A 12,471-nucleotide genomic window follows, 5' to 3' on the forward strand; every position below is an offset into this window, starting at 1 on the left:
CCAGAATCTCTCAGACTGGTCGCGAGCTAACAGACTGGTCACTTGCAACCGACCAGTCTGTGAGGTGGTGACCATTCTGGGGCCGTACGCCATCGGCGACTCGCGAGTCCGACGTCACCACAGGCGTACTCACGCCTCCCGGCGCCTTTGGGTCACCACAGACCGTGGTGACGGGTCTCGATACGGGCTCGCCTAGCGGCTCGCCCTACTCGACCAGCTTGGTGGAGGTCTCGCTCCGGCCACTCGAACAGCTGGGGACTCGACCTACAGGACCGCGCCGTCGACGTCGTCGTCCCAGTCGTCGTCGCGCTTCTCGGGCTGGCGCAGGATCAGCAGGACCAGGCCGCCGACGAAGACCGCGCAGGCGAGCAGCCACCAGACGGGGCGCGCGTAGCGGTCGAAGAAGAACAGGTAGAGCAGCCACAGCGGGCCGCCGACGAGGCCGCCGATGGCGCCGTAGAAGTTGAGGTCGCCGGCCGGCAGCGGCCGCGGCGGGGGAGGGACGAAGCCGTCCTCCTCGTCGAGGATGCTCTCGCCGGTCGGCATCCGCCACTGGCTCGGCAGGCCGGCCAGCGGGTCGGTGGCGGTCGGCTCGGGGGCCCGGTCCGGGCCCGGCTCGGTCGGCTGGCCCGGCCCCGCACCGTCGGTTTCGTCGGGCGCCCCCGCTCCCGCCGTACGTCCGTCGTCGCCCGACCCCTCGCCCTCGCCCGGGGCGCGCCCGGAGTCACTACCCGAAGCGCGCCCCGAGCCGTGCTCGGAGTCGCGCTCGACGTCACCGTCACCCTGGTCGAGGTCGTCGATGTCCGGCCACGGCTCGCTCTGCAGCTGCGCCACGATCTCGGCGAACCGCGCGCGGTCGTCCTCGGGTCCGGACCGGTGGTCGGTCATGCGCCCTCCTGGGCGGGCTCGCCGGCGAGCCGGCGGACGAACTCCACGATCCGGTCCTCGATCAGCTCGGCGTCGTAGTCGAGGGTGGCCACGTGGTAGCTGTTCTCCAGCACCACGTCGGTGACGTCGGTGGAGGAGATGCGCGACAGGAACAGCTCGGAGTTGCTCGGGTGCACGGTGTGGTCCTGGGGCGAGTGCAGCAGCAGCACCGGCTGGGTGACCTGCGGCAGGTCGCGGGTGACCTGCTTCCACATCGCGAGCGCCGAGTGCAGCGCGCGCAGCGGGGTGCGGTCGTAGGCGCCCTCGGTGACCCCGGGCTTCTTGATGTCGTCGCCGAGGCCGGCGAGCGAGGGCACGACGTACTTGGCGAGACCGACCACGCGCAGCCGCGGGTCGGGCAGCTTGTAGGCGGGGTTGATCAGGGCCAGCCCGTCGAGCGCGTCGCCCTGCTCCTCGGCGAGCAGCGTGACGAGGCTGCCGCCCATCGACATGCCGACGGCCACGACGACGTCGCAGCGCTCGCGCAGCTCGGCGAAGGCCGCGGCCACCTCGGCGTACCACTCCGGCCAGGTGCGGGTGTTGAGGTCCTGCCAGGTGGTGCCGTGCCCGGGGAGGCGCGGGAGGCGTACGGACCAGCCCTGCTCGACGCACCGCTCGGCGATGCCGCGCATGGAGCCCGGGTGGCCGGTGAACCCGTGCTGCACCAGGACGCCGACGCGGGATCCGTCATGGCTGAGCGGCTCGGCGCCGGGCACGATCTGCATACCGGCATCCTTGCACCCGAGCGCGCGGCTGCACACGGGCGGAAGGGATTTGGCGCACGCCCCGAAGAGCGGCCGGGTGGTGCCGTAGAGTTCGGGCGTCGTCAGCGAGGAGGCGTTGCGTTGTTCTACTGGGTCCTGAAGAAGATCGTCCTCGGACCGATCCTGAACCTCCTCTTCAAGCCGTGGGTGGACGGTGAGACCAACGTCCCCAAGTCCGGCGGCGCGATCCTCGCGAGCAACCACCTGTCGTTCTCCGACTCGATCTTCCTCCCGCTGGTGCTGGAGCGCCGGGTGACCTTCCCGGCCAAGATGGAGTACTTCACCGGCACGGGGCTCAAGGGCCGCGCGACCGCCGCCTTCATGCGCGGCGTGGGCCAGATCCCCATCGACCGCTCCGGCGGCAAGGCCAGCGAGGCCGCCATCGAGTCGGGGCTGAAGGTGCTGCGCAAGGGCGAGCTGTTCGGCATCTACCCCGAGGGCACCCGTTCGCCCGACGGGCGCCTCTACAAGGGCAAGACCGGTGTCGCGCGGATGGCGCTGGAGGCGGGGGTGCCGGTGCTGCCGGTCGCCATGATCGACACCGACAAGGCCCAGCCCACCGGTCAGGTCGTGCCCAACATCATGCGGGTCGGGGTGCGCATCGGGAAGCCGATGGACTTCTCCCGCTACGAGGGCATGGAGAACGACCGGTTCGTGCTGCGCTCGATCACCGACGAGGTGATGTACGAGCTGATGCTGCTGTCCGGGCAGGAGTACGTCGACGTCTACGCCGCCTCGGTCAAGGACCGGCTGGCCGGCAAGGTCAAGGAAATCGGTGGCGGCGCGGCCGCGATCGGCAAGTCGATCCAGGAGGGCACCAGCCGCATCGGTCAGCGGCTCGGCCACGACGACTCCAAGGACGAGCACAAGGACGACAAGGACGACGACAACATCAACGACGACCCGGAGGGGTTGCCGCACGTCCACGACGTCGAGGTGGTCGAGAGCGAGGCGTCCGAGAGCGACGCGCTCGCCGCCGAGGCGGCCGCCGACGCCACCACCGACCCGGGCCCGCAGGCGCGAGGCGCCTGAGCGGCCCGGTCAGCCGCCGGGGCGCTCACGCAGCATCTGCAGCACCCGGGCGTCGATGCCGTCCGGCAGCAGCCGACCCTCGAGGTTGACCTCGCCGGCCCAGTCGGTGAGGGCCGCCCGCAGGTCCTGGTGCGTACGCCCTTGCTCGGCCAGCCGTCGACGTACCTCCTCGGCGAGCGGCCCGGTGAGCGGGATCGGCTCGCCCGGGAGGCCGAAGTACAGCTCGTGCAGGTCCAGCAGCCGGGTCAGCTCGGCGACCGGGTCGGGGTGGTCGTCGACGCGCAGGTCGGCGAGGACGCCCGTCTCGTCGTAGCCACGGCCGGGCTGGTGGGCGACCACGGCCGCTGACTGGCGTCCGCGGCGGTCACCGCCCGCCTCGTCGCCGGCGCGCAGCGCGGCCACCAGCCGCGCCTCGAACGGCAGGTCGCCGCGCTCGAGCCAGGTGCGCTCCATCTGCTCGACCACCTGCTCACCGGCCAGGATGTTCCCCTGGATCGCCCAGGCCAGGTCGTCGGCCTCGCCGGAGCGGCCGCCCGCCCAGTCCGGCGCCTCGGCACCGGTGAAGGTGGCCGCGCCCTCGGCCCCGACCACGCCCAGCTGCCGGGTGGCCGAGCCGGCGTCGGCCGCGGTGCACCGCTCCAGCGCCGCCTCCGGCGACTGCCCGTCGGCGAGGGCGTCCAGCAGCTCGCGGCGGTAGGCGACCCGGCCCCAGGCCTGGGTGGCGACCGCGCCGTGCGGGCCTGCCTCGGGCACCAGCGCACCCACGGCGAGGAACTTGCTCGCGACCGCGACGCCGTACGCATCGCCCTGTCGCGCCACGATCGAGAAGGTCATGCCGGAAGCGTAGGTCGCGCCGCCACCCCGAGGGCGGTCGAGGAGCGGACGTGACCGGGAGGCACTCGACGGCGGCGTTTACCCTTGTTGAGTGAGTACGACCCTCGACCCCACCAGCATCGACACCGCAGCCCCCGCGTCCACCACCGGTCTGCGCTGGCCCGACCTGCCCGCGGCCCAGCAGCCGACGTGGCCGCAGGACGGTTCGCTGGAGCGGGTGCGCGAGACCCTCGCCGGGCTCCCGCCGCTGGTCTTCGCCGGCGAGTGCGACGTCCTGCGCGACCGGCTCTCCGACGCCGCCCAGGGCAAGGCGTTCCTGCTGCAGGGCGGTGACTGCGCCGAGATGTTCGAGTCGGCGACGGCCGACAACATCCGCGACCGCATCAAGACGCTGCTGCAGATGGCGGCCGTGCTGACCTACGGCGCCAGCACCCCCGTCATCAAGCTCGGCCGCATCGCGGGGCAGTACGCCAAGCCGCGCAGCAAGGACACCGAGACGCGCGGCGACGTGACGCTCCCGGCCTACCGCGGCGACATGGTCAACGACTTCGCGTTCAGCCCCGAGGCGCGCCGACCCGACCCCGACCGCCTGGTCCGCGCGTACCACACCTCGGCCGCGACGCTGAACCTCGTGCGCGCGTTCACCACCGGCGGCTTCGCCGACCTGCGCCACGTGCACGAGTGGAACCGGGGCTTCATCGCCAACGCGGCGTACGCCCGCTACGAGTCGATGGCGCGCGACATCGACCGCGCCATGAAGTTCATGGTCGCCTGCGGCGTCGACTTCGAGTCGACCCCGCTGTCGGCGGTCGAGCTGTTCTCCAGCCACGAGGCGCTGCTGCTGGACTACGAGCGGCCGCTGACCCGCATCGACTCGCGCACCGGCAACCCGTACGCCGTCTCCGGCCACTTCGTGTGGGTCGGCGAGCGCACCCGCCAGCTCGACGGGGCCCACCTCGACTTCGTCTCGCGCATCCACAACCCGGTCGGGGTCAAGCTCGGCCCGACCGTCGACCCCGACGAGGTGCTGCGGATCATCGACAAGGTCGACCCCGAGCGTCAGCCGGGCCGGCTCACCTTCATCACCCGGATGGGCGCCGGCACGATCCGCGACGCCCTGCCGCGGCTGGTCGAGAAGGTCACCGCGAGCGGTGCCCAGGTGGTCTGGGTGTGCGACCCGATGCACGGCAACACGTTCGAGTCGGCCTCGGGCTACAAGACCCGCGAGTTCGACGACGTGGTCGATGAGGTGCGCGGCTTCTTCGAGGTGCACCAGGCGCTCGGCACCGTCCCCGGCGGCATCCACGTCGAGCTGACCGGCAACGACGTGACCGAGTGCCTCGGCGGGTCGGAGAAGATCCTCGACGGCGACCTCGAGAAGCGTTACGAGACCGCCTGCGACCCGCGGCTGAACCACCAGCAGAGCCTGGAGCTGGCGTTCCTCACCGCGGAGATGCTCACCGCTCGCTCGTCCTGAGCCGCGGCGGGGCGGCGGCCTGCGGTCGCCGCCCTGCCGAGGTGAGGTGCCCGCCGAGCCGGCCCCGGGCGTACGACCCCGGCTCAGACCACCGAGATCGTCACCTCGGTGCCCTTGCGCACCGAGGTGCCGGACGTGGGGTCCTGGTTGCGCACGGTGTCGAGCAGGCCGCCGAAGATGCGGTTGACCTTGACCTTCAGCCCCGCGCCCTCGAGGGTCTGGCGCGCCTGGGTGGTGCTCATGTCGAGCACCGACGGCACGCTGACCATCTCGGGGCCCTTGGAGATCACCAGCGTCACCTGCTGACCGCGGAACAGGTTGCCCGACGCGGGGGTCTGGCTGATCACGCTGCCCTGGGGGACGGTGTCGCTGAACTCCTGCGGACCGGTGGTGACGGTGAGGCCGGTGCCGGTGAGCACGCTGCGGGCGGCGTCCTCGGTCTGCCCGCGCACGTCGGGCACCGCGATGGGCTGGCGGCCCTTGCTCACGACCAGCTGCACGGGGGAGCCGGCCTTGAGCTGGGCGCCGCGCGCCGGGCTGGAGCGGATCACCGTGCCCGCCGGCACGGTCTCGCTGAACTCCTGGGTGGGCGTCGGCACGGTCAGGCGCGCCTCGCGCAGCCGGGTGGTCGCGACCTGCTGGGTGGCGCCGACGACCTCGGGCACCGTGAAGCGCTGCGGCCCCTTGGACACCCGGAGCACGACCGACTCCGAGCGCGGCTGGTCCGCGCCGGCGGCCGGCTCGGTGCGCACGACGCTCCCGGCCGGCACCGTCTCGCTGAAGATCTCCGACACCTGGGCCTGCAGGCCGGCGGCGTCGATCGTGCCGATGGCCTTGCCCTGGGGCAGCCCCGCGACGTCGGGCACGGCGACCTGCGAGCCGGGTCCGAGGGTGAACCACCACCCGGTGCCGCCGCCCACGAGCAGCAGCGCGAGCAGCGCGCCGATCAGCACGCCGCGGCGGCTGCGCCCGTCGGACGAGCCGGCCGGCGCGACCGACGAACCCGACCCCGACGTACGCCCTGGGCCGGGTCTCCCGGCCGGTCCGGAGAGCGCAGCGCCCGCGCCGGGGCCGCCCGGCCCGCCGCCCGGGCCGCCTCGTGCGGCGGGGCCGCCCTTGCGCGGACCGCGCGGACCGCGCGGGCTGTCAGGCCCACCGGGCACCGGGGCGCGGTCGGTCGGTGGGCGGCGCAGCTGGGTGGTCTCACGGCTGCCGCGCCCGATGGTCTCGGTCGCCAGGTGCGCGTCGGCCTCGGGCGGGTCCTGCCCGTCCGGCGTGCGGTCCAGGTCGCTGGCGTCGAGCACGGCGCGGGTGCGGCGCAGCTCGTGCAGCATCTCGGTCGCGTCGTCGGGCCGCTGTGCCGGGCGCTTGGCCGCCCCCAGCGCCACCAGCTCGTCGAGCTCGGCCGCCACGCTCGGCACGACGTCGGACGGGCGCGGCACCGCCCCGTGCACGTGCTGGTAGGCCACGTGGATCGGGGTGTCGCCGCCGTAGGCCTTCTCGCCGGTGAGCAGCTCGTGCAGGATCAGCGTCGCGGCGTAGACGTCGGAGCGCTTGTCGGCCAGCCCGTGCTCGACCTGCTCGGGGGAGAGGTAGGCCGCGGTGCCGAGCAGCACGTCGTGATTGGTGGTCAGCGTCTCGGTCGTGAGCGCCCGGGCGAGCCCGAAGTCGGCCACCTTGACCACGCCGTCGTCGCCGATGATGACGTTCTCGGGCTTGACGTCGCGGTGCATCGTGTCGGCGCGGTGCGCGGCGCCGAGCGCCTCGAGCACCGGCTCGACGATGTCCAGGGCAGCCCGAGCGGTGAGCGGGGCGTCGCTGCGGATGACCTGGCGCAGCGTGCGCCCGCGCACCAGCTCCATCGCGAGGAAGACGTGCTCACCGTCCTGGCCCTGGTCGTACACCCCGACGACGTGCGGGTGCGACAGCCGGGCGGCCGCGCGCGCCTCGCGCCGGAACCGGGCGACGAACGCCTGGTCGCTGGCCAGGTCGCGGCGCATGACCTTGAGGGCGACCTCGCGGTCGAGACGGGTGTCCAGCGCGACGTAGACGGTGGCCATGCCGCCGTCGGCCAGGTGCGCGAGCACCTGGTATCGCCCGTCGATCGTCTGACCGACGAGCGTCGTCGCGGAAGGGGTGGACACTCCCTGAGTGTACGAATCCGGCCGGCCGGACCCGGTCAGGCTCGGCCGAGAAGGCGGGATCAGAACCGGGCCATGTGCGCCTTGACCGCGCGGACGTAGCTCTTGGTGTCGGGGTACATGCCGTTCTTGCGCACGCCGCCGAGCCCCTGGTAGTACCCCGCGATCGCCTGGTCGGTGCTGCTGGCGTTCTGGGCGAGCCAGCGCAGGTAGACCACGCCGGCGACCACGTTGTCCTTGGGGTTCATCAGGTTCAGCTCGCGCCCGGCGAGCCCGCTGCACCACTCACCGGTGCCGGGCATGACCTGCATGATCCCGACGGCGTTGGCCACCGACACCGCCCGCTGGTTCCAGCCCGACTCCTGCCAGGAGATGGCCAGGGCCAGCTTCGGGTCGACGCCGTAGCGACGCGCGGTCGAGACGATCAGCGAGCGGGTCTCGCTGCGCGAGGGCACGTCGACCTCCTTCAGCGCGGCGCGGTTGCGCTCGGCGGACCGCACGACGTGGTCGGGGTAGGTGCGCCCGAGGAAGGTGTTGCGCGAGGACGGCTTGGCGGTGCGCGACTCCTTCTTCTTGTCGTCCTTCTTCTCGCCGCGCCGGTCGTCGCGCTTGTCGGACTTCTTGGGGTCCTTCTTCTTGCTGTCGTGCTTGTGATCCTTCTTCGGCGACCGCGCCTGGTCGCCGTCACCGCGGAAGCTCGCCGGCACCGGGACCTGCAGCTTCTGACCCACCGTGATGCGGTGCGGGTCGGCCAGCCGGTTGGCCTTCATGATCGAGCCCCAGCTGGTGTCGTAGTAGCGGGCCAACGAGATCAGGTTGTCGTTCCTGCGCACGGTGTGCGAGAGCGTACGGCGGGCCGGCGCCTTGTCCTTGGCCTCCTTCTTGGCCTTCGACCGGTCCGAGGCCTTCTTCTTGGCCTTGGGCTCGGGGGCCGCGGAGCGCTTGGGCATCTCGCCCGGGACCTGGATGGTGGTGCCGATGCGCAGCAGGCGCGGGTTCTCGAGCTTGTTCTTGGCCACCAGCGCCTTGATCGTCGTCTGGTGGCGCACGGCGAGCTTGGCGAGGGAGTCGCCGGGCCTGACGGTGTAGCGCTGCCAGGGCCGGCCGGTCTCACGCTGCAGGGCCTGTGCGGAGGTCGCCTGCTCGGAGAAGACGTAGGGGTTGGCGGGAGGGGTGTAGTCCACGGGGGCCATCGGGTGGTCCTTCCGTTCGCTGAGACGTCGGCTCCGGTGAGGGGGATGCGGATCCGTCGGTGCCGCCGCGGGGGCGTCAGCGACGCTAGCCAGGGTGGTCCTCCTCCTCCGGGAGGCGCGCCGTCCGCCCCCGCCCCTACGCTGGCCCGGTGACCGAGCCCCAGAACCCCCACCCGGCGCCCACCGAGGAAGACCTGGAGCTGGAGCGACTCGTCGCCGACTGGCTGCCGGTGCCCGACTTCGCCGAGGCGATCGACGTGCGGCTGCGCGAGGCGCGGCGCCTGATCTCCGACCGCGTGGTGCTCGCCCACCGGGTGGGCGAGCGCCGGGTGATGGCCGTGCCGGCGGGGTTCGTGCAGGACGGTGAGGTGCTGCCCTCGATCCCCGGCACGCTCACCGTGCTCTCCGACGCCGGGCTCAGCGACCGGCAGGCACTGACCTGGTTGTTCACCCCTGACGACACGCTGCCGCTGCCGGGGGCGCCCATCGACATGCTGCGCGCGGGCCGCAAGGCCGAGGTGCGTCGGCGGGCGCAGGAGCTGCTGGCCTGAGCCGCGTCACCGGCGGCGCACCGCGGCCCGGGGCCGGCGTCAGGCGTTGCGCTCGGTGGTGAGCGTCACCAGCTCGCCCAGCACGGTGCGGGCCTGGTCGTCGACGATGTCGGCGCTGCGCAGGGCCGCGGCCGCGACGTCGACGAGCTCGTCGATCAACCGCTCGACCCGTTCGACCGCGCCGCTGCCGGTGATGGTGTCGCGCATCCAGGCCAGGTCGTCGTCGGCGAGGTCGGCGTCGCCGAGCAGCGCCTCGAACCGCTCGGTGTCGGCGTCGTCGAGCGCGTCGAGGGTGTACGCCATCAGCACCGTGCGCTTGCCCTCGCGCAGGTCGTCGCCGGCCGGCTTGCCGGTGGCGGCCGGGTCGCCGAAGACGCCCAGCAGGTCGTCGCGCAGCTGGAAGGCCTCGCCGAGCGCGCGGCCGTAGCGGGCCAGGTCGTCCAGCAGCGCCTCGTCGCCGCCGGCGCACGCGGCGCCGATCAGCAGCGGCTGCTCGACGGTGTAGCGCGCGCTCTTGACCCGCGCGACGTGCCGGGCGCGGGCGATGCGCTCGTCGGTGGGGGCGTCGTCCCAGCCCAGCGCCGCCTCGAGCACGTCGAGGAACTGCCCGGCCATCAGCTGGGCGCGCATCGCATCGAACTCGCCCCGGCCCCGAGCCAGCTCTTCGGCCGGGAGCCCGCTGGTGGCGTACAGCTCGTCGGTCCAGGTCAGGCACAGGTCGCCGACCAGCACCGCGCCCGCGGCGCCGAACCGGTCGGTGTCGCCGAGCCAGGATCGGTCGGCGTGCAACCGGCCGAGGCGGCGGTGCACCGACGGCTGGCCGCGGCGGGTGTCGCTGTCGTCCATGACGTCGTCGTGCACGAGGGCGCCGGCCTGGAACATCTCCATCGAGCTGGCCGCCGTGACCAGGGCGTCGCTGTCGGCGCCGCCGGCCGCGCGGTATCCCCAGTAGAAGAAGGCCGCGCGCAGCCGCTTGCCGCCGCGCAGCAGGTCGGCCGCGGCCTGCAGCAGCGGCTCGGCGGCGGTGCCGATCGGCGCCAGCACCTGCTGCTGGGCCTTCAGCTGAGCGTCGATCGACGTCTGCACACGGGTGCGCAGCCGCTCGACGTCCAGGGGGTTGGGCACGAGATCGTCCTTCGAGATCGGGTGTGGCCACGAGCGTACGGCGTCGCCGCGCCCGTACGATCGGCGGCATGTCTGCCGCGACGATCCCGCAGCTGCTCACCGGCGAGCGGACCGCGTACAGCTTCGAGTTCTTCCCTCCGAAGGACGACGCGTCCGAGGCCGTGCTGTGGGAGTCGATCCGGCGCATCGAACAGGTGCGGCCGGCCTTCGTCTCGGTCACCTACGGCGCCGGCGGCAGCACCCGCGACCGCACCGTGCGGGTCACCGGCCGGATCGCCCGCGAGACGACGCTCACGCCGATGGCCCACCTGACCTGCGTCGGGTCGTCGGTGAGCGAGCTGCGCCAGATCGTCGGCGAGTTCTCCGCGGTGGGCATCCGCAACGTGCTGGCGCTGCGCGGCGACCCGGCCGGCGGGCTCGGGCAGCCCTGGACTCCGCACCCCGAGGGCCTCGACCACGCCGACGAGCTGGTCACCCTGGTGCGCTCGCTGGGGTCGTTCACGGTCGGCGTCGCGGCCTTCCCCGACAAGCACCCCGAGTCGGGCACCCTCGAGGACGACGCCGAGGTGCTGGTGCGCAAGGCCGACGCCGGCGCCGAGTTCGCGGTGACGCAGATGGTCACCGACGTCGACACCTACCTGCGGCTGCGCGACCTGGTCGCCGCGCGGGGGAGCGACCTGCCGATCGTGCCCGCGCTGATGCCGGTGACGCGGTACGGCCAGCTGCAGCGGATGACCGAGCTCAACGGTCAGCCGCTCGCCGAGGAGGTGCTGCGGCGCATCGAGGCGGTCAAGGACGACCCGGCCGAGGTGCGCCGCGAAGGGATCCGCATCGCCACCGAGCACGGCCGCCGACTGATCGCCGAGGGCGCCCCCGGGCTGCACTTCATCACGATGAACCGCTCCACCGCCACGCTCGAGGTCTTCGCCCGCCTGCAGGACTGAATTTGTTCGGCTCCTCGCGGGTTCCACCTCGCAAGCTCGGTGGTCCCCGGTCGTCGCCGAACTGCCGTCCACGTTGGGGTGCGCCACCGTCCCGGTGGGGCTTGCGTGCGCGGGTTCCACCGCGCCCAACGGTTCAGGCTGACGACGCGCCGCGGTGCCCCGGCGAGCGCTACCGTGCACATGGGGCCAGTCCCTGGGGAAGCAAGGCCCCGCGGCGGCGCAGCACGACTGGATGCCTCCCGGCGGTCAAGGAGCAGGCAGGGGAACGAATCATGAAGACAGCCCCCGCAGCAACCATCGGCACACTGCTCCTGGGGGCATGGCGCTCTCCGGGACGGGCTCTGCTGCGGAGAGCGGTGTACCCGAGCCCCCGCCTCCGGAGAGCACGAGATCTGCTGTGGACCCACAGCAGAACGCACGCGCGGTCGCTGCTCGTGCCCGGCTGGAGACGGTGAAGCGGAGCTACCCCGGCCAGGTAGACGGTGCCTACATCGTGCAGGGTCGGCTGCACGCGATCCCTACCACCAAGGCTGCCGAGCAGGCTCTGCGCTCTCAGGGAATCGTCCCCGAACCCGGGAAGGTGCCCGAGAAGGAGCTGAGGGCCAAGCAGCAGCGGTTCGAGCTCGCCCTCAAGAAGCAGGGGATCCCTTTCCCGGTGGGCATCGGGACCGACGTCGAGTACGGCACCGTCTCCGTGGACGTCCTCGACGTCTCCCCCTCCAGGCCGGCAGTCACCGACCTCGCCCGGCAGTTCGGGGTCGCAGTCAACGTCATCACCACGCAGGAGGTGCCTGCCTTCTCCGTCCAGCCGACCGGTGGGCGCGGGGGGCTTCCTTAGCCGACCTCGGCGGCCTGGCCGGCGGTGATCCGCAGCAGCTCGTCGTACGTCGTGCGCAGCACCACGCACGGGTGACCACCCGAGGCCCACACGTGGTCGTAGCGCCCCAGCGAGACGTCGACGACGGTGTCGACCGGGCGCAGCAGCCCGACCGGGGCGACGCCGCCGATCGCGAATCCTGTGATGGCTCTGACGGTTTCGGCGTCGACTCTGGACAGTGAGGCGAGGTCGAGCAGGCCGGTCACCTGGATCTCGTCGACCCGGTGCCCGCCGGACGTCAGCACCAGCAGCGGGCGCCGCGAGCCGTCGTCGTGCTCGGCCTCGAACAGCAGCGAGCTCGCGATCTGTCCGACCTCGACGTCGAGGGCCGCGGCCGCCTCGGCGGCCGTGCGCGCGGGCTGACCGAGGTCGACGAGCGGCCCCTGGGCGGACTGCTCCTGCAGGACGGTCCGCACCCGGGCCACGCCCTCGTGCTGGCGCAACCGGGGGCTGTCGGTGGTCGGAGCGATGCTGTCGCCTGCGGTCATGGCCGGACGGTAGTCGCCCAGCAGGCGACCGCGCTCGGGGTTGACGCGATGTCAGAGCGCGGAGGTACTCTTCTCGGCATCGAACATTTGTTCGATCAGGGCGGGTGCTCGGGCACCC

12 protein-coding genes are annotated in these 12,471 nt (G+C 72.6%); 5 read left to right on the plus strand and 7 right to left on the minus strand.

What is annotated here, in order from left to right; genetic code table 11:
- Positions 1 to 264 precede the first annotated feature (264 nt).
- Together FB554_RS05250 and FB554_RS05255 are read right to left on the minus strand one after the other, a co-directional pair.
- Positions 265 to 888, minus strand: a complete 624-nt coding sequence (locus FB554_RS05250; protein ID WP_142005014.1) for a hypothetical protein — start codon at positions 886 to 888, stop codon at positions 265 to 267.
- Positions 885 to 1,652 (minus strand): alpha/beta hydrolase, encoded by a 768-nt coding sequence (locus FB554_RS05255; RefSeq protein ID WP_142005015.1) that lies wholly within the window; start codon positions 1,650 to 1,652, stop codon positions 885 to 887. Before FB554_RS05255 ends, FB554_RS05250 begins: the two co-directional genes overlap by 4 nt.
- Positions 1,653 to 1,772: 120 nt before the next feature.
- Here FB554_RS05255 and FB554_RS05260 point away from each other — a divergent pair, with 120 nt between their 5' ends.
- Entirely contained in the window at positions 1,773 to 2,723 is a 951-nt protein-coding gene (locus FB554_RS05260; RefSeq protein WP_236022278.1) for a lysophospholipid acyltransferase family protein, read from the plus strand.
- 9 nt (positions 2,724 to 2,732) lie between these two features.
- On the opposite strand, the gene FB554_RS05265 is transcribed toward FB554_RS05260, so the two are convergent.
- Positions 2,733 to 3,557 carry a DUF1028 domain-containing protein gene (locus FB554_RS05265; RefSeq protein ID WP_142005016.1) on the minus strand — a complete coding sequence of 275 codons (825 nt, stop codon included), beginning with the start codon at positions 3,555 to 3,557 and terminating at the stop codon, positions 2,733 to 2,735.
- Positions 3,558 to 3,675: 118 nt separating this feature from the next.
- Here FB554_RS05265 and FB554_RS05270 point away from each other — a divergent pair, with 118 nt between their 5' ends.
- Positions 3,676 to 5,034 (plus strand): class II 3-deoxy-7-phosphoheptulonate synthase, encoded by a 1,359-nt coding sequence (locus tag FB554_RS05270; protein ID WP_142007438.1) that lies wholly within the window; start codon positions 3,676 to 3,678, stop codon positions 5,032 to 5,034.
- 83 nt (positions 5,035 to 5,117) lie between these two features.
- Here the strand turns inward: FB554_RS05270 and pknB are convergent, their stop codons facing one another.
- Both pknB and FB554_RS05280 read right to left on the minus strand, forming a co-directional pair.
- On the minus strand, positions 5,118 to 7,178 hold the full coding sequence (gene pknB / locus FB554_RS05275; protein WP_236022279.1) for a Stk1 family PASTA domain-containing Ser/Thr kinase: 2,061 nt from the start codon (positions 7,176 to 7,178) through the stop codon (positions 5,118 to 5,120).
- Positions 7,179 to 7,237: 59 nt separating this feature from the next.
- On the minus strand, positions 7,238 to 8,368 hold the full coding sequence (locus FB554_RS05280) for a lytic transglycosylase (protein WP_142005017.1): 1,131 nt from the start codon (positions 8,366 to 8,368) through the stop codon (positions 7,238 to 7,240).
- A 149-nt stretch (positions 8,369 to 8,517) separates the two neighbouring features.
- On the opposite strand from FB554_RS05280, the gene FB554_RS05285 reads away from it, so the two are divergent.
- Entirely contained in the window at positions 8,518 to 8,919 is a 402-nt protein-coding gene (locus tag FB554_RS05285; RefSeq protein ID WP_236022280.1) for an Rv2175c family DNA-binding protein, read from the plus strand.
- A gap of 39 nt (positions 8,920 to 8,958) precedes the next feature.
- Here the strand turns inward: FB554_RS05285 and FB554_RS05290 are convergent, their stop codons facing one another.
- Complete coding sequence (locus FB554_RS05290) at positions 8,959 to 10,044, minus strand: polyprenyl synthetase family protein (protein WP_142005018.1); 1,086 nt, start codon at positions 10,042 to 10,044, stop codon at positions 8,959 to 8,961.
- 68 nt (positions 10,045 to 10,112) lie between these two features.
- Between FB554_RS05290 and FB554_RS05295 the strand changes: the two genes are divergently transcribed.
- Together FB554_RS05295 and FB554_RS05300 are read left to right on the plus strand one after the other, a co-directional pair.
- Entirely contained in the window at positions 10,113 to 10,988 is an 876-nt protein-coding gene (locus FB554_RS05295; RefSeq protein ID WP_142005019.1) for a methylenetetrahydrofolate reductase, read from the plus strand.
- Between the two features lie 397 nt (positions 10,989 to 11,385).
- Positions 11,386 to 11,826 carry a hypothetical protein gene (locus FB554_RS05300; RefSeq protein ID WP_170206785.1) on the plus strand — a complete coding sequence of 147 codons (441 nt, stop codon included), beginning with the start codon at positions 11,386 to 11,388 and terminating at the stop codon, positions 11,824 to 11,826.
- Here FB554_RS05300 and FB554_RS05305 read toward each other — a convergent pair.
- On the minus strand, positions 11,823 to 12,353 hold the full coding sequence (locus tag FB554_RS05305) for a YbaK/EbsC family protein (RefSeq protein WP_142005021.1): 531 nt from the start codon (positions 12,351 to 12,353) through the stop codon (positions 11,823 to 11,825). The genes FB554_RS05300 and FB554_RS05305 overlap by 4 nt on opposite strands.
- Positions 12,354 to 12,471 lie beyond the last annotated feature (118 nt).

Origin of the sequence: Barrientosiimonas humi (genome assembly GCF_006716095.1) — a bacterium.
GTDB classification, from domain to species: Bacteria; Actinomycetota; Actinomycetes; order Actinomycetales; family Dermatophilaceae; genus Barrientosiimonas; species Barrientosiimonas humi.